We start from the raw sequence: 21,909 nt of genomic DNA on the forward strand, positions 1-21,909 counted from the left end.
ACGAGTTAGAGAATACATGCGTACATCAAGTAAAAAAGGGTTTTATTTCAAGGAATTTGAAGAAAAAAGCATTTCGCCTTTTGACAAGCTTTTTGGCATATTTAAGGAACTCATTACCCATACCTCCGGTGACTTCGATGAAGCCATTGATTGGTTACGGGAATTGGATAAGGAATATGAGTTAACCGACGAAAACTATACCATCGAAGATTTCATTGAAGACCTAAAAGCCAAAGGCTATATTCGGGAAGAAGTAGATGAAAATGGAGGTACAGGTATGGGGATTACAGCCAAAACCGAACGTGCCATTCGACAAACAGCGTTAGAAAACATTTTTGGCAATCTCAATAAAAGTGGCGCTGGAAATCACAAGACGAAGGCGTCAGGGCAAGGAGATGAATTGACGGGTGAATTTAGATCCTATCATTTTGGCGATGGTTTAGAAAAGATTTCGTTAACGGAAAGTTTAAAAAATGCCCAAATCAATCATGGAATAGGCGAATTTGAATTAACGGAAGACGATTTAGTCGTTGAAGACACCCAATACAAATCTCAAATGAGTACGGTATTGATGATTGACATCAGTCACTCCATGATTCTGTATGGGGAAGATCGCATCACACCTGCCAAAAAAGTAGCGATGGCTTTGGCTGAATTAATTACGACACGCTACCCCAAAGACACGATTGATATATTAGTTTTCGGCAATGATGCATGGAGCATTTCGATAAAAGATATCCCCTATTTAAAAGTAGGACCATACCATACCAATACGGTCGCCGGGTTGCAGTTGGCCATGGATATTCTACGTCGGAAACGAAATACCAACAAGCAGATTTTCATGATTACAGACGGAAAACCGAGTTGTGTCAAGGAAAAAGACGGGAGCTATTACATGAACAGTAATGGACTTGACCCCTATGTGACTGAAAAATGTTACACACAAGCGGCTCAAGCACGTAAATTACATATACCCATCACGACATTTATGATTGCGCGCGACTCTTATCTCCAACAGTTTGTGGATAAGTTTACTGAGGCAAACCAAGGGAAAGCCTTCTATACTGGATTACGCGGTTTAGGGGAAATGATATTTCAAGATTACGAAACGAATAGAAAGAAAAGACTCAAATAAGATGATTAAATTATTAGGTGAATTAAAGGCTTCAGGGTACCAAAGCAAATCCATTAAAGACGAACTACGAGACAATCTAATCCAGCACATGGAAGCTGGAACAACTGTTTTCGAGGGTGTTCATGGATTCGAAAATTCAGTCATTCCGGAATTAGAAAGAGCTATTTTATCACGCCACAATATCAATTTACTCGGACTTCGGGGACAAGCGAAAACGCGACTTGCACGCCTCATGGTCAATCTTTTAGATGAGTATATTCCATATATCGAGGGATCTGAAATCAATGATGATCCATTGAATCCAATTTCTCGCTTTGCGATTAATTTGATTGCAGAAAAAGGAGATCAAACACCGATTGCCTGGCTACATCGTTCAGATCGATTTGCTGAAAAATTAGCCACACCGGATGTAACTGTTGCTGATTTAATTGGTGATATAGATCCCATCAAGGCAGCCAATTTAAAACTTTCGTATGCAGATGACCGTGTGATACATTTTGGGATGATTCCACGTGCAAATCGCTGCATTTTTGTCATTAATGAGATTCCTGATCTTCAGGCGCGGATTCAGGTAGCTTTATTCAATATTTTACAGGAGGGTGATATACAAATCAGAGGGTTTAAATTACGCCTACCTTTGGACGTTCAATTCATATTTACGGCAAATCCGGAGGACTATACGAACCGTGGAAGTATCGTAACGCCATTGAAAGATAGAATTGGATCTCAAATTCTAACACATTACCCAGAGAGCATTGCTGTTGCGCGTAAAATATCCTCACAGGAAGCGCGCCTGAATGCATCACAAACAGATCGGGTGTACATACCAAATCTTGCGTATGATCTACTGGAGCAAATCATTTTTGAAGCACGTCAAAGTGAATACATTGACATCAAAAGTGGAGTCAGCGCCCGTATGAGTATATCGATGCTAGAAAGTCTCGTGAGCACCGCTGAAAGAAGATCGTTGCTAAACAAAGAGAAGCATACGACGGTTCGTCTGGCTGATTTTATGGGTATCATTCCTGCAATTACCGGTAAGGTAGAGCTGGTATATGAAGGAGAGCAAGAGGGTGCCGCATTTGTGGCAGAACAATTAATTGGCTCAGCCATTAAAACATTCCTTCCTGGTTTATTCCCTAAAATAGAGAAGCTATCGAAAAAAATCGAAGATACCCCTTACACAGCACTCATGGAGGCCATTTACGCAGGTGGAGGTTTGGTGTTGTATGATGAAAGTTCGGATGCCGACTACCAAGAAACGTTAAATTCCTTGAAACCACTGAATGAATTAGTGAAAAAATATCAAGGTGACGCGGCAGTTGAAGATCAGTATTTTATCAAAGAATTTCTATTGTGGGCTTTAGCGGAACATCACAAATTAGGGAAAGATCGACTGACGAATGGATTTGAATTCAAAGACTTGATTGGCATACTTTAAAAAAAACACCCAATAAATTTTATTGGGTGTTTCCTTTTTTATTCCATGGCCAAATTGAGCTTGGCTGATTTTACTTGACTAACTTTTGCTTTAAATCGCTTGATTTGTTCGGCTAATGCATTGAGTGCTAGATCTAAGGCTTCTTCAAATGATCTAGCTGTTTCTTTGACAAACAGGACCGCACCAGGAACTGCAATTTTAATTTCTAATAACTTTTCGCGCATTTTCCCTTCTCCGGTAAGCAACTTTAAAAATACTTCTCCTCCGGTTATTCGATCGTAAAAAGTATCTAACTTATTCAACTTAGCTTGAATGCTATCCAACAATTTACGATCAGCACTGAAGTGAATGGCGTGTACTTGCACTTTCATAATCATTAAATTTTAAGGGTGAATAGTTGCTTTGGGAATCTTAGCAAAGCCAACGAAAAACAGAACGTTTTAGATTCGTTGAAAAGGTATATTTTTTTCGAAATGATGTCAAGTAATTCATGACAATTTATTTCCACTGCACGCGAATCAATCGAAAGGGAATATCGATTTGCCTAAAATAATCATGCCAAAAATACTGTATGGCAGATAAATGATCATTGGGCGATTTAACCTCAATAAAGCAATAAATCCCATTTTTTTCAATAAACAAATCGGGATATCCTTTGGCATGCGTAGCCAAATGATTCCACATGTAAGTCAATACAGACCTTAATGCTTTTGGGTCTATGACCCTAATTGCATTCTCCATAAACTCCCAATCCAAACTGTACCAGTCCACCAAAGGATTCAAAATACCTTGTTGGCGTTCCCCCACCCCCTGCATAAACACTAATGCCTGATCAGCATCATCGAGAATTTCCAAACGTGACGCAAAATCCTGTTGACTTAAGGCCGCAAACTCTAGTTGGCCATAATGACTTGGCGCATACTGAAACGGGTGGTGATACCCCGATTTCTTTTCTTTAAACAGTAAATCCCACGTTAATAAACCTAGGATGTTTTTCCAAATTCGATTTTCAGAAAATGTGGCATAGTAGCCTTGTTTTTGAAAATAGTCAACAACACCTTGCTCCACATTACCTTGCCAGGATATGTCGATTTCAATAAGTTCTGCGTCTTTGAGCGAACTAGTTACCTTTTTGATATGTTTTTTTGAGGCTTGTTTTGCCAAAAAATCTTGAAAGAAATGAATTTCAGCAGGATTTTCAATGTATTCAAGTCCAAACTCAGCCCAATAAATAGCTTCATCGGTCCGTTTTAATTTAGCCAAGAGGCGCACTCGGCGCTCCAGTGAATTTATGGATGAAGCGTATGCATATATGTTTAATGCGTGTTCCAACTGAAGGTTTCGTTCGAGGTGTCGGCCAACTTGAAATAGCATCTTCTCAAATGCGGGAATGACTAAATCAGTCAAATCGGAGATCATAGGAAGCACATTAGCTTCAAAAGATGCCATAATGGATGTGACTGAATCTGGTTGTTCTTTAATCTCCCAAAACCATTCACGCCACAAACTAAGCTGCCATTTTTGCTCAATTTCTTTACGCGAAGCAAAATAAGGGATTAGATCCTCCTCGGATACATCTACAAATTGGCGATGACCTAAATCGCGCACAACGAATTCAGTCAGGTCGCGATGCCGGCTACCAAAAAACAAGAACGTAGTGAATAAATAATAACTCTTATTGGTTGGCTGAATAAAATCATCACCTGAAATCAACCCCAGATGCGGCTGATTACTTAATAAGTCAACTAAATTTGGCTTAGCTAATGATTTTGAAATCTTCTGATCAGGGAAAAGTTGATGCGCGATTTCCAAACATATTTCTTTTTTCAAGACATGCAATAGTTCAGGCAGTATTGTATCAGCTGAATACCTCTGTAAAAATTGAATATCAATTAATTCTTGCAAGGCGTCAAGTAATGAATCAATTTCAGGATAACTGATTTTATGTGTTTGAAACCAGGTAGTCGAACGTGAGCAGAGCCGCAAATACAAGCACTGAGCTGATTTTGATAGCAAATCAAATTGATTGAGAAATTCGATTTCAGGCTCAATTAGCAAATTTTTATAATGCTTTTTGATGTAACGCAGAACAAATTGATAGTTATCCCAATAATAGTCGGATGAAAGATTTGTTTGCGCAGGGGTCTGCATGGCGGAATTGAGCTAATATTTACACTAAAATAGGACTATTTTTAGTTAATTTTCAAGATTTTAAACAGAAAATTAGATTTTTTCAACAATTTCAGAAATGATGTTATATTTGCAGGCTTGATATATCTCAGGTAAAACATATAATTTTAACGAAACAAAATTTATGCAAACGGTTTCAAATTTCAATTTTGCTGGCAAAAAAGCATTAGTTCGTGTTGACTTCAACGTACCTCTTAATGAGCGATTTGAAATTACAGATGATACACGTATCAAAGCAACGATTCCAACAATCCAAAAGATTTTATCGGATGGGGGTTCTGCTATCTTGATGTCACATTTAGGTCGTCCAAAGGATGGGCCAACTGAAAAGTATTCCTTAAAGCATTTAGTGACACCACTTTCGTTGGTATTTGGGGTTAAAGTTAAGTTTGCTACGGATTGTATCGGAGAAGATGCTACCGCATTAGCAGCAGATTTACAACCTGGTGAGATCCTTTTATTAGAGAATCTTCGGTTTTACAAAGAAGAAGAAAAAGGTGATGAGGCATTTGCTCAAAAATTAGCCAAACTAGGTAATGTTTGGGTAAATGATGCATTTGGAACAGCACACCGCGCACATGCTTCTACGGCTGTAATGGGCAAGTTCTTTACGGATAAAGTAGCTGGATATGTCATGCAAGCGGAATTAGATAATGCGAAGAAAATTTTAGAATACTCGGAGCGTCCGTTTACGGCGATTATGGGTGGATCAAAAATTTCAGATAAAATTTTAATCATCGAGCGTTTACTAGATAAGGTGGACAATCTGATTATTGGCGGAGGAATGACCTATACCTTCTCCCTAGCTGAAGGAGGAAAAATCGGAAAATCAATTTCTGAGCCCGATAAAGTTGAATTAGCCAAATCTCTGATCGAGAAAGCGAAAGCAAAGGGTGTTAATTTAATTATGCCTGTTGACAATGTCTGTGCAGACGATTTCAACAACAATGCAAATCGCCAAACGGTTAGTCGTGGTGAGATTCCTGATGGATGGGAAGGATTAGATATTGGCCCAGAATCAGTTAAATTGTTTCAAGATGTGATTGCTAAGTCTAAAACGATTCTTTGGAATGGTCCAATGGGCGTGTTTGAGTTTCCAAATTTTGCTATTGGTACGAATGCCATTGCCGATGCGGTCGTAAAAGCTACCGAAGAAAATGGTGCATTCTCGTTAATTGGTGGTGGTGACTCAGCCTCAGCAGTAAACAATGCAGGCTATGGAGATCGCGTTTCGTATGTGTCTACAGGCGGTGGTGCATTATTGGAATATATGGAAGGTAAAACATTACCTGGGGTAGCTGCTTTAGAAGCGTAAAAAAACGTACGTATTATTTTTGAAGGCGAGGAAACATTTCCTCGCCTTTTTGTATTTTTAGCCTATTGTTCTCATACTTTAGAAATGATCTATCCAAACGAACCTATACAGTTAAAATCAACCTACATTAGCCTTGATAGTAGGCAAATTTACGATCCAGAAAACACGGCGTTCGTTGCTGTACGTGGAATCAACCATGATGGCCACCAGTATATGGAGACATTATATCAAAAAGGGGTTCGTGAATTTATCGTTGAAAAAGGTAGTTGGGTAGGCCAACTCCCCGAAAAAGCAAGCCAATGGACCAATACATCGATATGGGTCGTAGACAATAGCATCAAAACATTACAGAATTTAGCTCATTTGCATCGTATTGCATTTAATCTACCTGTAGTAGGTATTACGGGATCAAATGGTAAAACAACATGCAAAGAGTGGCTATATACCTTGACCAAAAATGAGTTCAATGTCGTGCGTAGTCCTAAGAGTTTCAACTCACAAATTGGCGTTCCACTATCTATATGGGCCATTCAATCGCATCATACGCTAGGGATTTTTGAAGCTGGAATTTCAAAAATGAATGAGATGGGGCAATTAGAACCCATCATACATCCTGAATATGGTATTTTTACGCATTTTGGCGAAGCACACAGTCAACATTTTGAAACAGATAAAATAAAGTTGACCGAAAAATTAAAGCTCTTTTGGCATAGCAAAAAACTAATCTATCGCGCAAGTGAAGAAACGAATGAATGGATTCGTTTGGAGATGCAAAAAAATAATCCAACATGCGAGTTGGTAACCTGGAGTACCACAGACCCGAACCAATCCATCTTTGTTTATTGGAAAATAAACGGTACGAGAAGCCAGCTAAAGTTTCAGAAAAAAAATCAATCTGAAGTATTTTTAGATCTACACGTTGAATTGTGTGATGAAGCATCACTTGAGAATATAACACATTGCATCATTCAGGCACATGTACTAGGCTTAGATAAAGCCCAAATTGAACTTGCTTGCAAGGCAATCAGGCCCATCTCCATGCGTCTAGAAATCAAAGAGGGCGTACGAAATAATCAACTTATTGATGATTCATACAATAATGACATGGATGGTCTAAGATTGGCCCTTCCCTTATTCAAACGATATGAGGAAAAATCAAAAGTCCTTATCATCAGTGATTTCATGGAAACGGGGCAAAAAGAGGGTGATTTATATCCAACTATCGTCCAACTGATCAAGCATCATCGAATCGATCACGTCATAGGTATAGGTAGTCAATTAGAACGAAATAAACATCTATTCAATCAAATTTCAACGTATTCATCAACAGAAGATTTAATTGACTCTGGAGATTTAAATACGGTACATGATTCAGTCATTTTATTGAAAGGAGCAAGAAAATTTTCATTCGAAAAAATAGTCAATGCGCTCGAGACAAAAACACACTGCACCCAACTTGAAATAAATCTAGAGGCCATAGAAAATAACCTAACCTATTATAAATCGACAATTGGAAATGATACCAAAATCATGGGTATGGTTAAAGCACATGCTTATGGAGCAGGAGCTATTGAAATAGCTAAAGTATTACAATCTCAAGGTATTGATTATCTGACGGTAGCGTTTACAGATGAAGGAGTCAATCTTCGCAAAAATGGCATTTATACACCTATTATGGTGATGAATCCACAAATAGAAGAATTTGAAAAAATCATAGAGTATGCACTAGAGCCTGAAATCTATAGTTTCAGTATGCTAGATGCCATAGATGAATATTGCTTCCACCATGGAAAGAACATTAAGATTCATATCAAATTAGATACAGGCATGAAACGCCTAGGTTTTGAACCGGAAGATATAGATCAATTAACTGAGAAACTGGGTCAAATGCCACATTTATGGGTTGTTAGTGTACTTAGCCATTTAGCAGCATCAGAAAACCCTAAACACAAAGAATTCACTGAAAATCAAATCAATCAATTCAAACATGCAGCAAAATCAATAAGTACAGAATTAGGTCATAGACCCTTATGGCATATTGCCAATTCTGCTGCCATCCAAAATTATCCAGAATCCAGACTAGATATGGTCAGATTAGGCATCAATTTATATGGAATTACAGGGAATTTGATCGAAAAAAAGTCTCTAGAAAACGCATTAATACTTAAAACATACATATCTCAAATCAAAAATGTAAAAAAAGGAGAGTCTGTTGGCTATGGAAGATTAGGACAATTCAAAGAAAACGGCAAAATTGCTACACTAGCCATTGGCTATGCAGATGGCTATAATCGAGCCTTAGGTAATGGAGTAGGTTCATTTGAAATACAAGGAGTTCTCTGCCCAACGGTTGGCAATATTTGCATGGATATGTGCATGGTAGATGTAAGTAATATACCGCAAGTTAAAGAAGGAGATGAAGCCATCGCATTTGGTGGAAAAATTCAATTATCAGATCTAGCTAAGTTGGCACAAACCATCCCCTATGAAATTATGACTAATATTTCAGAAAGGGTAAAAAGAGTATACGTTCGCGAATAAAGACAGCTAGAAAACAATAATATTTAGTTGAAAGCCACTTTAGAAATAGAGTGGCTTTTTTATGTCTAAATGAGCTAGACAACCTTAAATTTTGATAACAAAGTCAATTAAAATAAGTTGAAACATATAATTAGCTATTAAACTAATAATTATAAGCTACTTTGACAATTAATTAGCTGATTAGGTAATTTTAATTAGCAATTAGACTAAATAATTAGTGGATAGGCTAATTAAAAATCCAATAGTTTCAAAAAGCTTATTTTGAAAGTAATTTAGAATATATTAAATTAGCTAAATAAGTAATTAAATAATGTCTATTGAAGTTATAAGTAAGGCGATAGGTGATGAATCTAGAAGGAAAATCATCGAACTACTAAAAGATGGTGAACTTCCAGCGAGTGCCATATTCGATCAATTTGACTATGCAGCACCTACGATATCAAGGCATTTATCGGTGTTAAAGGAAGCTGGCATTGTAAGCACACGACGCAATGGCGTATTTATATATTATGCATTAGAAGTAAAGACACTGGCTAATTTAGCGGATTGGTTGTCTCCCCTACTGCCAGGTAGTATTCCTGCAAAATTAAACAAAGAGCGTGTGGTTAGAGTAGCCAAACAGAAACCAGAAAATCCTTTTGATAAATTTCAAAGTGAATTTTAAAACTAAAAAAAGTACAATTTAAATGAAACGATTTGTTATCATTATTCGAGGACCTGTAGCTGGAATTTCTGGTGAAAATAGTCTAGCATCGGCAGAGGAATTAGATCAAATTCGGACATGGTTAAAGTCGGTGAAAGAAAAATATCAAGACATGTTATACCAGAAATTTTCGGGTCAAAGTCTATATCTTTCAGCCAGTGGAAAAATTGAACAAAAGATAGTTCAGCTTATTGATGGAGGAGAGATCTCCCAAGTCATTACTTTAATTATGTCTACCTGGGAAGAGGCTACTGCTGTAGCAGAAAGTTTTCCGTTCCCCAACACCTATTATTCAGTAGAATTGCGCGAAATGGCATAAAAAAGCCCCATATGGATCATATGAGGCACTTTAATAATAAAGCCGCGAGAATCGCGTATTTTTTATCTACTTATACATTGATCTCTCCTACCATATTCTCAGGCCGAACCCACGCATCAAACTCGTCAGCAGTCAAGTAACCTAATGCAATAGCTGTTTCTTTCAATGTAGAGCCATTTTTATGGGCAGTTTGGGCAATTTCAGCAGCTTTGTAGTAACCTATCTTCGTATTTAGAGCCGTTACCAGCATCAAAGAATTATTCACGTGCTTGGCAATGTTCTCATGTAATGGTTCGATACCTACGGCACACTTATCATTAAATGCCACACATACGTCACCAATTAAGCGTGCTGAATGCAAGAAATTGTAAATCATTACTGGCTTAAAGACATTTAATTCAAAGTGTCCTGAAGCTCCACCAATATTTATAGTTACATCATTGCCTAAAACCTGCGCAGCAACCATCGTCATGGCCTCGCACTGCGTTGGATTTACCTTACCAGGCATAATAGATGACCCCGGTTCATTATCAGGAATGTATATCTCCCCAATACCCGAACGAGGACCTGATGATAGCATACGCACATCATTTCCAATCTTCATTAAGCTAACAGCAACAGTTTTTAAAGCCCCGTGAGCTTCAACAATCGCATCGTGCGCAGCAAGTGCTTCAAACTTATTTTCAGCTGTTCTAAATGGCAATCCTGTCAAGGTTGCAATATGCTTCGCAACATTCTCTGAATAACCTTTGGGAGTATTAATTCCAGTTCCAACTGCCGTTCCTCCTAGCGCTAATTCCGCTAAATGATCCAGACAATTATTAATCGCTTTCAACCCATGATTTAATTGGGATACATATCCCGAGAACTCTTGACCTAATGTTAAAGGCGTTGCATCCATGAAATGGGTACGGCCAATTTTAACAACATTTTTAAAGGATTTGGCTTTAGCATCCAAGGTATCTCGCAGCTTGGTGATACCAGGTATGGTTACTTCCATCAAGGCTTGATAAGCAGCAATGTGCATGGCCGTTGGGAATGTGTCATTTGAAGATTGCGACTTATTCACGTCATCATTTGGATGTACAAACTTTTGCTCATCCATCAAATCACCACCCTGGATCACATGCGCGCGATAGGCAATTACTTCATTACAATTCATATTCGATTGCGTACCGGAGCCTGTTTGCCACACGACCAAAGGAAATTGATCCGACCATTGGCCCGCTAAAATCTCATCACATACGTCTGAAATTAAATTTTTCTTTGCTTCCTCTAATACACCCGCCTCGAAATTCGTGATAGCCGCAGCCTTTTTCAAGTAAGCAAATGCCCGAATAATTTCCTTCGGCATCTTATTGATATCTTGAGCAATGGGAAAATTCTCGATAGAACGCTGCGTTTGTGCGCCCCAGTATACATGTGCAGGTACCTTCACCTTACCCATCGTATCTTTTTCAATTCTATATTCCATAATGGCTATTTGTATTATTTTTGTAAGCAATTCACAAAAATACCACCAAAACCAACAAGGTGGGAATGATTTTAAATAAAAAATAACATGCTAACAGTCTATGGTATTCCCGCTTGTAATACAATGAAAAAAACCTTTGAATTCTTACAAGCAAAAGGCGTTGAATTCACCTTTCATAATTACAAAAAAGAAGGTATCACAGAACCCATTTTACAAGGATTCATCGATACACTTGGGCTCGAAAAAGTGTTGAATAAGCAAGGATCCACGTACCGACAATTACCTGATGAAACTAAAGCATCTTTAGCCAAAAACTCCGCTGCATTTTCCTTTTTGTTAGAAAAAAATTCAGCGATCAAACGTCCCATTATCACAGATGGAAAACGAATCATCGCTGGATTTAATTCCGAAGAATTAGATAAGTGGCTAAATAACTAATTATCCCTTATAAAAAAGCCATTTAGACAATTCTTTCCACGTGGCTTTTTTGCCATACATTAAAATTCCGACGCGGTAAATACGCGCTGAAATCCAGCTACAAGCTAAAAATCCAACCACCAAAAGACTCATCGAAAGAACCAATTCCCATACAGGAACCCCATAAGGCAAGCGTACCATCATGTTAATCGGTGAAGTAAACGGAATCATCGATGCCCAAAAAGCAACTGTACTGTCCGGGTCTTGCATGGTGTATTGTGCCAACAAAAATGACAGGATGATGGGAATCATGACAATAAACGTGAATTGTTGCGCTTCTGTGGCACTCTCAACAGCAGACCCGATGGCTGCAAACAAAGAGCTATATAGCAAATACCCAACGAAAAAATAAAATAAAAAGGCCATCAGAATCAGTGGAATATTCGTACTCTCCAGCACCTTCGTCACCTCACCCATCGGAGAATCTTGCATGGCATTACGCATGTCAGCGGAGCCCTTTCCTTGGTCAACTGACACAATCGCTTTCGCCTTAGAAGCATATATTTTCCCGGTCACTTGAGTTAATCCTATTGTTAATACAATCCATAAAAGGAATTGCGTTAGGCCCACAAGCCCTACCCCGATAATTTTCCCTAGCATTAATTGATAGGGCTTCACAGAAGAAATAATCACCTCAATGATCCGATTACTCTTTTCTTCAATGACACCATTCATCACTTGCGAGCCGTAAAGTAAGAGCGTGACATATAAAATTAAGCCCATAATACCCGCCAAAATCATCGCCCCAGCAGAACTGGAACTTGTTTCTCCCCCATTTTCAGACACCGTAATAGTCTCACTAGCAATATTAACCTGCGTATCCTCATATACCTTCGCTGAAATCCCGGCCTTATACATCAATTCCTGTCGTACTTTATTCTGAATCAAGCGCTCGACAGATTCTTTTAAGTTAAGTCCAATATTCTTTGATGAATAAATATGTACACCTTTCGGATTTGATAAAACATCCACAGGAATACTCACAAAGGCATCGTAACCTGACTTGGCAAACTGGGTCTTGTAGACCTGTTCAGGCACATTTGTAAAGGTGAACACCAACTCCTTATCTTGTAAATCGGCCGATTTAAGTAAATGGCTTTGATCGAAAATTGCGATTTGCTTCTGCTCCTTATCTTTCATGGCTAACCAAATAGGAATCGCATAGATGGCTGTGATTAAAACGGGAGCCAACAAAGATGAAATCCAAAAGGATTTTTTCAACACACGCGTTACGTATTCACGCTGAATAACCAGTAAAATCTTATTCATATCAATTGGTTTCGCTAACTACTTGAATAAAAATATCATTAAAAGATGGAATCACTTCCTTGAATTCCAACAAACGAATATGCTGAATCAATAAGGCAATCGCCTCGTTAGTTCCCATCCCTTCCGAAAAACGCAATATCGCATGACCAACAGATTCATGGGAAACAATCTCAATCCCAGGAATCGACAATAACTCACCTTCAAAACGAATCGAGAATTGATTCTTCTTATATCGATTTTGGACTTCATCTTTATTACCCGATAGCACCACTTGTGCGTGATTAATTAAGGCTATCTCATCACATAACTCTTCTACAGACTCCATACGATGCGTAGAAAACAAAACGGTTGTACCGCGCGCTTTGATGGCCAAAATCTCATCCTTCAACATATTGGCATTGATGGGATCAAAACCCGAAAATGGTTCATCCAAAATCAGCAATTTCGGCTCATGTACCACCGTAGCAATAAATTGAGTCTTTTGCTGCATTCCTTTAGATAAATCATCAACCGGCTTATTCCACCACTCTTTAATATCCAAGCGAATAAACCATTCTTTCAATTTAGCAATTGCCTCATCCTTAGGCATTCCCTTCAATTGAGCCAAATACAAGAGTTGCTCACCTACCTTCATCTTCTTATACAAACCGCGCTCCTCAGGCAAATAACCTATCTGATCCGCATGCGCTAACCGTAGAGGCTCTCCATCAAAAAGTATCTCACCGGAATCTGGTCCCGTGATTTGGGTAATTATTCGAATTAAGGATGTTTTCCCAGCCCCATTAGGACCTAATAAACCAAAAATCTTCCCTTTGGGAATTTCCAAGTTCACATCCGACAATGCCACATGGTCCGCATAACGCTTCCCTAAATTCCGTATAGATAGTAACATAAATGTTTGTCATGAATGAATATTCAAAGATAAAAAAAAGCGTTCACCCCAATTTAGATTAGGGATGAACGCTTTAAATCAGTGATAAATTTATCTATTTACTTTTTAACAGACTTAGATGTAGACTTTGCAACAGACTTAACCGGAGCTTTTGTGGCAACTTTTGCAGGAGCAGATCCTGTTTCTTTTCGCATCAACAGAGTGACTTGCTTTAATTCCTCTGCTTTTTTGGCTAGCTTTTTCCTTTTCTTGGCTTCCTTCTCTGCCAATTTCTGCTTAAGCTTATCCGCTTTAGCTTTGACCTTAGCTGCTTCTTTATCTTGCTCTAAAGTTAATTTAGCGTATTTTTTGACGATTTCGCCAATGGCCTTCTCAACTTCATGGAGAACCTTCTTTGCATTTTTCTCCGTTAATCCTGTTAATTTGGGTAAAATTAGTGAACTCAATTGCCCTTCTAATACCTTTTTATTCTTATCCATAATCTTAACATTATAATTTTGCTAAATCTAAGTAAAGAAATGACAACTAAAAACTTATCGATGTTAAGTTTTTAGAACAATGGAAAAATTTAATATTAGAATTTTTAAAGAACTGATTTAGATACAAAATCCCAAGCCACAATACCCATGGTTACAGACACATTTAATGAATGTTTTGTGCCAAACTGGGGTATCTCGATAGATCCTTTTGATTGATTAATCCAAACATCATTTACCCCAAAAACCTCATTGCCAAACACAAATGCATATTTCTTTCCATCCAATGGAACGAATTCTTGCAAGGGTATAGATTGGTCTACCTGTTCGATACAATATACTTCATAACCACTTTCAACCAGATGGTCAAAACACTTCTCGGGTGATTCAAAATATGACCAATTTACTGATTCATCTGCCCCTAATGCGGTCTTTGAAATCTCCCGATGTGGGGGTTTGGCAGTAATTCCACATAAATAAACATGTGTACAACGAAATGAATCAGCTGTCCTAAAAGCTGATCCAATGTTATTCATACTTCGAATATCATCCAATACGAAAACAAAAGGAAACTTTTCTACCTGCTTAAAGGACGTAACATCGAGCCGATTCAACTCATCCAATGACAACTTTTGAGGCATACAACTAAACGATCCAGCTAAACGGATAGGCTAATTCAGGAACTTTTACGCGCTCCGCTAATCGCTCTAAACGAGCTGGCAAAGCAATGACATAATCACGAGCCTTTTCAGCCTGATCACTTAAGCCACGAACACTTTCTAAATCCCAGTCTTGAATCAAACCTTGCATAATGGTCGTATAATCTAATGTAGTATATACGCCGATACGTTGAGCAGCATCTGAAAAATGATCAAACAAAGAACTCTTCGCCCCATTCATCTCCCGTAGAAAGTGAGCAGGCATCACAATTTTCTTTTTCATCATGTCAGCAAATGCCAACATCATTTCAGATGGATCCAATTTAAATATCTCAGCTACAAAAGCTTTATAAGCTTTCGCATGACGTAATTCATCTGCCGCAATTTGAGCACACATGCGCGATAAATTCGAATTCCCATGTTGCTTCGCCAAAGATGCAGTTCTACGGTGAGAAATGTTAGTCGCCCATTCTTGAAAAGAAGTGTATACAAAATTGCGATACGGATCTGCAGAAGTTCCAATATCAAAACCATCTGCAATTAAGTGCTGTGTGGAAATAGCTACAGCGCGCATGTCAACTTTACCTGACAAATAAAGATAGGTACCTAATAACTTACCGTGACGATTCTCCTCTGCGGTCCAATTGCGAATCCATTTAACCCAACCATTCTCTTGATCCAATTGATCAACAGTCTCCATGCCAAGTAACCATGATTCGTACGTTGGCAAAGCCTCTTCCGTAATGGTATCTCCAATCAAAACCGCCCAATAATCATAAGGCAATTCATTTGCAGCTTCCTGCAACAATTTCACTTCTTGGAAAAAATTATCCTTGGTAGAATCCGGAAGCATATCTGAAGGCTGCCAATTAGAATCAATAGGATTTAAAAAATCCTTCATGTAACTATCCATATTTTTGGCTAGCTCAGACATTACTTCAAGACGTGTGTGAAATTGAGACATAAAGATGCTTGGTTAACAATAAAGTTTCAATATACGAGAAATATTAGCAAAAAGGCTGAAATTTTACAAAATCAAAACCCGCTTCACTTATTTGCAATACGTAGGCTTGCTTAAATTCTGGACTAAACCAATCTCCCAAGTTATAATATGAAACGCCAGTAGTTAAAGGTAAATTAATCGCATGATGCCGATGACCACAAATATAAGCTTGTATTCCTTTTTGCGTTGATTGATCTGCCAACAAACGTTCTTTGATGGCCAATACGATATAGTCTGTTGCTGAATCAAATAACACCTCACCATTTTTAATGGCAGTAGTTTTTCGAGTACCTGACCATAAATGAGCCAATCTTACCCCAAAATCAGGATGCAGATAACGAAACAAAAATTGAGCAATCGGATTCAGAAATACCTTTTTGAGTAATTTGTATCCATAATCACCCGGACCAATTCCATCACCATGTCCTATGCAAACGCGCGTAACATGATTTGTAAACCGAAATTCAAAATCAGTCAATGTCCGATAAATTTGAGCGTTGCACTCCTCACTTAGATAGTCATTCATCCAAAGATCATGATTGCCTACAAACACATGAATGCGTACACCAGAGTCAGCTAAAGATGCTAGCTTTCCAAAAAATCGAATAAAGCCTTTCGGAACAACGAGCTTGTATTCGAACCAGAAATCAAAAATATCCCCTACCAAAAATAAGTCGGATACATCAGCTGAAATCTGATCCATCCAAGCGATTAACTGATTTTCTCGAATGCGCGATTCAGCAGCATTAGGAAAGCCTAAATGCATATCTGAAATACAATAAATTTTTTTCCCTTCAGGGATTGGTAAGGTAATCATATACAAAAAAAATGGGGCGGGAATTCCCACCCCATTGGCTAATCTTCTTTTTTAGGACTCCGCTTTCTCGGCGCTGCCTTCTTAACTGGAGTAGGTGAAGTATCCGCTTCTTTCGATTTAGCAACCGTTTTCTTGGCTGTTTGCTTCTTCTCCTCAGCTAACTGACGCTCATCCTTTGCATCTTGACGTTTCTTCTCTGTTTCTCCTTTAATAAACTCTTGGTAAGATGTTAATTGTTCAAAAGGACGTGGGCCAACTAAGGCTTCTAAATCACTTTGGAACAGAACTTCTTTTTCCAAAAGTTGCTCAGCCAGAATAGTCAACTTATCTTTTTTAGATTGCAATAACTTCTTAGTTCGCGTATATGCCTCTGCAATTATTTTACGAACCTCTTCGTCAATTTCGCGCGCTGTCGTCTCAGAATACGGCTTATTGAATTGATAATCTGAACCTTTGGAATCGTAATATGAAATATTACCCAATTTTTCATTCATACCGTAAACCGTAACCATCGAATAAGCCAATTTAGTTATTCGCTCTAAATCATTCTGCGCACCAGTAGAAATCTTTCCAAACACAATTTCTTCTGCAGCACGGCCACCCAATGTCACGCACATCTCATCCATTAATTGTTCCGTACGATATAAAAATTGCTCTTTAGGTAAGTATTGCGCATAACCCAATGCCGCTACCCCACGTGGCACAATCGAAACTTTGACCAAAGGATTGGCATGCTCTAAAAACCAACCAGCAATCGCATGGCCAGCCTCATGAAAAGCTACAATTTTCTTTTCTAATGGATTAATGATTTTATTCTTCTTTTCTAACCCCCCAATCACACGATCCATAGCCTCTTGGAAATCATCCATATCCACCGCTGTCTTACTACGACGAGCTGCAATTAGTGCCGCCTCATTACATACGTTGGCAATCTCTGCCCCAGCAAAACCAGGTGTTTGTGCCGACAACTCTTTAGGATCAATATCAGCAGCTAATTTCAACGGCTTTAAATGCACCTTGAAAATTGCTTCACGTCCAATAATATCAGGTTTGTCAATCGAAATTTGGCGATCAAAACGACCTGGGCGTAACAATGCAGCATCCAAAACGTCAGGACGGTTAGTTGCCGCCATGATGATAATACCTGAATCTGTTGCAAATCCATCCATTTCCACCAACAATGAGTTAAGTGTATTCTCACGCTCATCATTTGAACCCGGCATCTGCCCACGTCCACGAGAACGACCTACTGCATCGATCTCATCAATAAAAATAATACAAGGAGCTTTCTCTTTGGCTTGCTTGAATAAATCACGTACACGCGCAGCACCTACGCCCACAAACATCTCTACAAAATCAGAACCAGATAAAGAGAAAAACGGCACACCCGCTTCGCCGGCAACTGCTTTTGCTAACAAGGTTTTACCTGTACCTGGAGGGCCTACTAAAAGGGCACCCTTGGGGATTTTACCACCTAGATCCGTGAATTTCTTCGGAAATTTTAAAAACTCAACAATCTCTTGAATTTCCTCTTTGGCTTCATCAAGTCCGGCAACATCATCAAATGTAACTTTCACTTTTGATTCACCTTCAATTAATGTTGCTCGACTGCGTCCAATATTGAAAATCTGGCCGCCACCACCACCGCTGCCTCCCATTCGGAAAAACAAAAAGTAAAAACTAAGACCCATTAAGATGAAGAAACCCCAAGTTCCCAACCAATCCAATGGACCAGTACGAGTCTCCGGAGTAGCAAATATGCGCTCATTTCGAGGAAAATCTTTTTGTCTATCTTCTAGAAAATGCTCGAAACCTTCCTTCGAAATAATAGAAAATTCAAAATGAGGGCCTTGTTTGACAGGAATTAATCCTTGCGGCGAATTTTTGAAATACTTCGAAACAAAACTTGGCTTTAAACTTACCTCAACTAACTTATCATTCACAATGACAACCGATTCTACCTCTTTTTGAATCACCATAGATTCAAATTGACGCTGATTAATCTCTTGTAATGTGCGTTGCTTTGTGAAGAAAAACATACTGACCATCGCAATCATGAGACCGATAATCATCCAACTCTGCATTCCTCCAACTGGTTTTTTGGGTAAACGTGGGGGCATCCCCGATAGTTTTTTGTTTTTAAAACTGTTTCCTTGTTTTGCCATTAGTTTGTTTAATTTGGGCTATTAACACACATCGAAGCAAAAATAGTTCGATGACTGAAAAATTTAAGCTTCAGGTATGTACGTGAACTTTGCGTCCCCCCACAGTTCCTCTAATTTGAAAAATTCACGCTTGTCCTTTAAAAAAACGTGAACAATTACGTCATAATAATCCATCAAAATCCACTCGCGATTCGCTTTCCCCTCCACTGTGTGCACATGAAACTTTCCTGATTCCCAAACTTCTTTATCTACAGAATCCGCAATCGCTTCAATCTGAGTATCTGATGTACCTGAACAAACAACAAAAAAATCTGTAAATGCATTGTGTACTTCACGCAAGTCCATCACGACGATCTCTTGTGCCTTCTTTTCTTGCATTCCTTTCACCACCCAATTTGCTAGTTCTTCAGATGCTTCCATGGTGGGGGTTTTTAGGGTACTTTTGGCCATAAATATGTATTAAATTATAATAAACGGAATCATTCAAGACCGTATAACGAATAAACAATTAAATTTGTTCTTGTAAAGCTAAAATTACAAAGAAAAGTTGAACAATTACCAAGCCCCCTCACGGTTCATAGGCAAATTCACAAAATATATCGAGTCCTGCGCGTCCACGAATGTGCTTGCTTTTGAAGAGACATTAACGCTCAATTTACCGGAAGGATTTGCCTGGATAGCTGGACATCAAACAGCGGGTAAAGGACAAAGAGGAAACAAATGGCATGCAGAACCAAACCAAAATCTACTTGTATCCTACGTACTAAAGCCGCCACACGAATTACTCTCCGATCAATTCTACTTGAGTAAATGTGTCGCTCTAGGGGTAATCGAAGGAGTCCAAAATTGGGCCCAGCAGGAAGTTGGCCATCCAATTCCCGTATCGATAAAATGGCCTAACGATATCTATATTGACGAGTTTAAACTTGGCGGAATTCTCATTGAAAGTAATTTCCAATCTGGTAAATGGGCATTTGCGATTATTGGTATTGGTCTAAACATTAACCAAACTGCTTTTGATGGTCTACGCGCAACATCGCTACGCCAATGGACTCCCACCCAAAATTTAATCAACGTATCAAATGTGTTTGATTTTATTTCCCTGGGGATTGAAAATTACTATCATCAATTTACCAAACGGGAATTTCAACTGATCGACGAAAAATACCATCAAAATCTATTTAGAAATCAGGAATGGCACACATTTCGTGACACAGCTGGTGAATTTAAAGGAAAGATACTCGAAGTGGATGCCAAAGGACTCATACAAATCGAAGTAGATGGGCAAGTAAAAGGTTATGATATCAAAGAATTAAATTTTATTTTTAGCGAATAAAATCTCTAAACCGCGTGCTCAAAACCTATCAAAGCAATTTGTCCAATTTTCTTCATTGGGCCGAGTTTACTCCGTCAAATGTTTTCCTCAAGCAACCATACGGCGACCAATATACTGATTACTCGTACGAAGATTCAGCTATTCAAGTCAAAAAAATAGCAGGCTATTTCATGAATACGCTTGAAGCTGATAAACCTCGACATATCGGAATTTTGTCGAAAAATTCAGCCCATTGGATTCTTTCAGATCTTGCAATCGAATATGCTGGAGCCATATCAGTTCCATTTTATCCAACCTTGACCAGTGAACAATTCAATCAGGTACTTATTCATTCTGATTGCCAAATTTTGGTCGTTGGCAAACTTGATAACTGGGAAGAAATAAAATTAGGGATTCCCGCGCACATCCATGTAATTTATACCCCTGATAGTCCCTGCAAATCGGGAACCTCTTGGCAAAAAATTATTGATTCAGGAGAAACACTAGAAGCGGCAGCTGTAAACCAACCTGACTCGATTGCAACCATTGTCTACACATCAGGAACCACCGGTACGCCCAAAGGCGTCATGCTTACCTTCAAAGCAATTACCATCGCATTAAATTTAGCCCGCGATTTAGCTTACTTAGAAAAACGAAACACACGGTTTATTTCCTACTTACCACTTTGTCACATCGCCGAGCGAAATATCGTTGAATTTGCAGGAATAGCCGCTGGAGGAACCATATATTTTGTCGAGAATCTAACTAGTTTTCAGCAAAATTTAGCATTCACTCGACCAACGCACTTCTTAGCTGTACCACGTATTTGGGCCAAATTTCAAGAAGGAATTCTTCAAAAGATAGGAGGCGAAAAGAAATTAAATTTATTGTTGAAAATTCCAGTACTAAATAACCTAATCAAGAAAAAAATACAAAAAGGACTTGGCCTCGACCAAGCCTATTTCTTGTTGACCGGCGCCGCACCCATGCCACCCGAATTAAGTGCATGGTTTCAAAAAATAGGGCTATACATACAAGAAGCTTACGGAATGACCGAAAACATGGGACTCAATACGTTTATGCCCCGCCATGATATCCGCCTTGGCTATGTAGGCAAAGTACATCCAATTTGTGAAACACGAATTGATTCCCACACAGGTGAAATACAGATGAAATCTGCCTATAATACAGCTGGATATTACAAAGCAGACCATATTACGGCTGAATTATTTGATGGAGAATGGTTAAAAACAGGTGATATGGGGGAAATTGATGCCGACAATTTTTTAAAGATTATTGGCCGAGTAAAAGACAATTTCAAAACAGCTAAAGGCCAATATGTCTCACCTGCGCCAATCGAAAACCAATTATCGCTTAGCAATCTTGTTGAGCAAGTTTGTGTGGTTGGAATAAATTTACCTCAGCCCATCGCATTAATTGTACCAAGCCAATACGCAAAATCTTTGTCCCTAAATCAGGCAACAGAAGCCTTTGAAGCATTGCGCATTCAAATCAATCCACAATTCAAAAAATACGAGCATGTACAGAAGCTTATCATTTTAAGGGATGAATGGACAGTAGAAAATAAGTGCTTAACACCCACATTAAAAATTCGACGAATGGAAATTGAACAAAATGTCAATAGTTTCATCGAACCGTGGTATGCCCTAAATGAATCGATTATTTTCGAATAATTTAATTTCTGAAGCAGCAAGTTT

At 38.6% G+C, this 21,909-nt stretch carries 20 protein-coding genes; 9 read left to right on the plus strand and 11 right to left on the minus strand.

The features are described 5' to 3' along the window. Nucleotides 1-16: 16 nt before the first annotated feature. Together U0R10_RS05635 and U0R10_RS05640 are read left to right on the plus strand one after the other, a co-directional pair. The gene (locus U0R10_RS05635; RefSeq protein WP_377982972.1) at nt 17-1,135 is read left to right on the plus strand and encodes a vWA domain-containing protein; all 1,119 of its coding nucleotides are present in this window, start codon (nt 17-19) and stop codon (nt 1,133-1,135) included. A gap of 1 nt (nt 1,136) precedes the next feature. Beyond that, the gene (locus tag U0R10_RS05640; RefSeq protein WP_377982973.1) at nt 1,137-2,576 is read left to right on the plus strand and encodes an AAA family ATPase; all 1,440 of its coding nucleotides are present in this window, start codon (nt 1,137-1,139) and stop codon (nt 2,574-2,576) included. 38 nt (nt 2,577-2,614) lie between these two features. On the opposite strand, the gene U0R10_RS05645 is transcribed toward U0R10_RS05640, so the two are convergent. Further along, a complete protein-coding gene (locus U0R10_RS05645; RefSeq protein ID WP_377982974.1) occupies nt 2,615-2,947 on the minus strand; it encodes an HPF/RaiA family ribosome-associated protein in 333 nt (110 codons plus the stop codon). A gap of 127 nt (nt 2,948-3,074) precedes the next feature. Further along, complete coding sequence (locus U0R10_RS05650; protein ID WP_377982975.1) at nt 3,075-4,727, minus strand: VRR-NUC domain-containing protein; 1,653 nt, start codon at nt 4,725-4,727, stop codon at nt 3,075-3,077. A 163-nt stretch (nt 4,728-4,890) separates the two neighbouring features. On the opposite strand from U0R10_RS05650, the gene U0R10_RS05655 reads away from it, so the two are divergent. The 4 genes from U0R10_RS05655 (at nt 4,891) to U0R10_RS05670 (ending at nt 9,644) form a co-directional block, all read left to right on the plus strand. Next, nucleotides 4,891-6,081: a phosphoglycerate kinase gene (locus tag U0R10_RS05655; RefSeq protein WP_377982976.1), complete on the plus strand. Its 1,191-nt coding sequence runs from the start codon at nt 4,891-4,893 to the stop codon at nt 6,079-6,081. Between the two features lie 84 nt (nt 6,082-6,165). Continuing rightward, on the plus strand, nt 6,166-8,622 hold the full coding sequence (locus tag U0R10_RS05660; RefSeq protein WP_377982977.1) for a bifunctional UDP-N-acetylmuramoyl-tripeptide:D-alanyl-D-alanine ligase/alanine racemase: 2,457 nt from the start codon (nt 6,166-6,168) through the stop codon (nt 8,620-8,622). 310 nt (nt 8,623-8,932) lie between these two features. Next, entirely contained in the window at nt 8,933-9,286 is a 354-nt protein-coding gene (locus U0R10_RS05665) for an ArsR/SmtB family transcription factor (protein WP_377982978.1), read from the plus strand. A gap of 22 nt (nt 9,287-9,308) precedes the next feature. After that, entirely contained in the window at nt 9,309-9,644 is a 336-nt protein-coding gene (locus tag U0R10_RS05670; protein ID WP_377982979.1) for a hypothetical protein, read from the plus strand. Between the two features lie 70 nt (nt 9,645-9,714). Here U0R10_RS05670 and fumC read toward each other — a convergent pair whose 3' ends face one another. After that, nucleotides 9,715-11,118 carry a class II fumarate hydratase gene (fumC, locus tag U0R10_RS05675; RefSeq protein WP_377982980.1) on the minus strand — a complete coding sequence of 468 codons (1,404 nt, stop codon included), beginning with the start codon at nt 11,116-11,118 and terminating at the stop codon, nt 9,715-9,717. Nucleotides 11,119-11,205: 87 nt separating this feature from the next. On the opposite strand from fumC, the gene U0R10_RS05680 reads away from it, so the two are divergent. Continuing rightward, a complete protein-coding gene (locus U0R10_RS05680) occupies nt 11,206-11,556 on the plus strand; it encodes a Spx/MgsR family RNA polymerase-binding regulatory protein (RefSeq protein ID WP_377982981.1) in 351 nt (116 codons plus the stop codon). On the opposite strand, the gene U0R10_RS05685 is transcribed toward U0R10_RS05680, so the two are convergent. The 8 genes from U0R10_RS05685 to rsfS form a co-directional block, all read right to left on the minus strand. Next, the gene (locus tag U0R10_RS05685) at nt 11,557-12,864 is read right to left on the minus strand and encodes an ABC transporter permease (protein WP_377982982.1); all 1,308 of its coding nucleotides are present in this window, start codon (nt 12,862-12,864) and stop codon (nt 11,557-11,559) included. Between the two features lies 1 nt (nt 12,865). After that, a complete protein-coding gene (locus tag U0R10_RS05690; protein WP_377982983.1) occupies nt 12,866-13,756 on the minus strand; it encodes an ABC transporter ATP-binding protein in 891 nt (296 codons plus the stop codon). A 98-nt stretch (nt 13,757-13,854) separates the two neighbouring features. Then, on the minus strand, nt 13,855-14,235 hold the full coding sequence (locus U0R10_RS05695) for a hypothetical protein (RefSeq protein WP_377982984.1): 381 nt from the start codon (nt 14,233-14,235) through the stop codon (nt 13,855-13,857). Nucleotides 14,236-14,339: 104 nt separating this feature from the next. Next, nucleotides 14,340-14,873 (minus strand): TrmH family RNA methyltransferase, encoded by a 534-nt coding sequence (locus U0R10_RS05700; protein WP_377982985.1) that lies wholly within the window; start codon nt 14,871-14,873, stop codon nt 14,340-14,342. A 4-nt stretch (nt 14,874-14,877) separates the two neighbouring features. Next, a complete protein-coding gene (locus tag U0R10_RS05705) occupies nt 14,878-15,855 on the minus strand; it encodes an acyl-ACP desaturase (RefSeq protein WP_377982986.1) in 978 nt (325 codons plus the stop codon). Nucleotides 15,856-15,898: 43 nt separating this feature from the next. Further along, entirely contained in the window at nt 15,899-16,660 is a 762-nt protein-coding gene (locus U0R10_RS05710; RefSeq protein WP_417281933.1) for a UDP-2,3-diacylglucosamine diphosphatase, read from the minus strand. Between the two features lie 89 nt (nt 16,661-16,749). Then, the gene (ftsH, locus tag U0R10_RS05715; RefSeq protein ID WP_377982988.1) at nt 16,750-18,876 is read right to left on the minus strand and encodes an ATP-dependent zinc metalloprotease FtsH; all 2,127 of its coding nucleotides are present in this window, start codon (nt 18,874-18,876) and stop codon (nt 16,750-16,752) included. 63 nt (nt 18,877-18,939) lie between these two features. After that, a complete protein-coding gene (gene rsfS / locus U0R10_RS05720; RefSeq protein WP_377982989.1) occupies nt 18,940-19,326 on the minus strand; it encodes a ribosome silencing factor in 387 nt (128 codons plus the stop codon). 97 nt (nt 19,327-19,423) lie between these two features. On the opposite strand from rsfS, the gene U0R10_RS05725 reads away from it, so the two are divergent. Further along, nucleotides 19,424-20,212, plus strand: a complete 789-nt coding sequence (locus tag U0R10_RS05725; protein WP_377982990.1) for a biotin--[acetyl-CoA-carboxylase] ligase — start codon at nt 19,424-19,426, stop codon at nt 20,210-20,212. A 38-nt stretch (nt 20,213-20,250) separates the two neighbouring features. Then, a complete protein-coding gene (locus U0R10_RS05730) occupies nt 20,251-21,885 on the plus strand; it encodes an AMP-binding protein (protein ID WP_377982991.1) in 1,635 nt (544 codons plus the stop codon). Nucleotides 21,886-21,909: the final 24 nt, after the last annotated feature.

The organism is Aquirufa avitistagni (genome assembly GCF_042715545.1).
GTDB classification, from domain to species: domain Bacteria; phylum Bacteroidota; class Bacteroidia; order Cytophagales; family Spirosomataceae; genus Aquirufa; species Aquirufa avitistagni.

What these genes read in the sequence shown, in the direction of transcription:
- U0R10_RS05635 (WP_377982972.1), top strand. Translation starts at nt 17, where the DNA reads ATGCGTACATCAAGTAAAAAAGGGTTTTATTTCAAGGAATTTGAAGAA.
- U0R10_RS05640 (WP_377982973.1), top strand. Translation starts at nt 1,137, where the DNA reads ATGATTAAATTATTAGGTGAATTAAAGGCTTCAGGGTACCAAAGCAAA.
- U0R10_RS05645 (WP_377982974.1), bottom strand. Translation starts at nt 2,947, where the DNA reads ATGAAAGTGCAAGTACACGCCATTCACTTCAGTGCTGATCGTAAATTG.
- U0R10_RS05650 (WP_377982975.1), bottom strand. Translation starts at nt 4,727, where the DNA reads ATGCAGACCCCTGCGCAAACAAATCTTTCATCCGACTATTATTGGGAT.
- U0R10_RS05655 (WP_377982976.1), top strand. Translation starts at nt 4,891, where the DNA reads ATGCAAACGGTTTCAAATTTCAATTTTGCTGGCAAAAAAGCATTAGTT.
- U0R10_RS05660 (WP_377982977.1), top strand. Translation starts at nt 6,166, where the DNA reads ATGATCTATCCAAACGAACCTATACAGTTAAAATCAACCTACATTAGC.
- U0R10_RS05665 (WP_377982978.1), top strand. Translation starts at nt 8,933, where the DNA reads ATGTCTATTGAAGTTATAAGTAAGGCGATAGGTGATGAATCTAGAAGG.
- U0R10_RS05670 (WP_377982979.1), top strand. Translation starts at nt 9,309, where the DNA reads ATGAAACGATTTGTTATCATTATTCGAGGACCTGTAGCTGGAATTTCT.
- fumC (WP_377982980.1), bottom strand. Translation starts at nt 11,118, where the DNA reads ATGGAATATAGAATTGAAAAAGATACGATGGGTAAGGTGAAGGTACCT.
- U0R10_RS05680 (WP_377982981.1), top strand. Translation starts at nt 11,206, where the DNA reads ATGCTAACAGTCTATGGTATTCCCGCTTGTAATACAATGAAAAAAACC.
- U0R10_RS05685 (WP_377982982.1), bottom strand. Translation starts at nt 12,864, where the DNA reads ATGAATAAGATTTTACTGGTTATTCAGCGTGAATACGTAACGCGTGTG.
- U0R10_RS05690 (WP_377982983.1), bottom strand. Translation starts at nt 13,756, where the DNA reads ATGTTACTATCTATACGGAATTTAGGGAAGCGTTATGCGGACCATGTG.
- U0R10_RS05695 (WP_377982984.1), bottom strand. Translation starts at nt 14,235, where the DNA reads ATGGATAAGAATAAAAAGGTATTAGAAGGGCAATTGAGTTCACTAATT.
- U0R10_RS05700 (WP_377982985.1), bottom strand. Translation starts at nt 14,873, where the DNA reads ATGCCTCAAAAGTTGTCATTGGATGAGTTGAATCGGCTCGATGTTACG.
- U0R10_RS05705 (WP_377982986.1), bottom strand. Translation starts at nt 15,855, where the DNA reads ATGTCTCAATTTCACACACGTCTTGAAGTAATGTCTGAGCTAGCCAAA.
- U0R10_RS05710 (WP_417281933.1), bottom strand. Translation starts at nt 16,660, where the DNA reads ATGCATTTAGGCTTTCCTAATGCTGCTGAATCGCGCATTCGAGAAAAT.
- ftsH (WP_377982988.1), bottom strand. Translation starts at nt 18,876, where the DNA reads ATGGCAAAACAAGGAAACAGTTTTAAAAACAAAAAACTATCGGGGATG.
- rsfS (WP_377982989.1), bottom strand. Translation starts at nt 19,326, where the DNA reads ATGGCCAAAAGTACCCTAAAAACCCCCACCATGGAAGCATCTGAAGAA.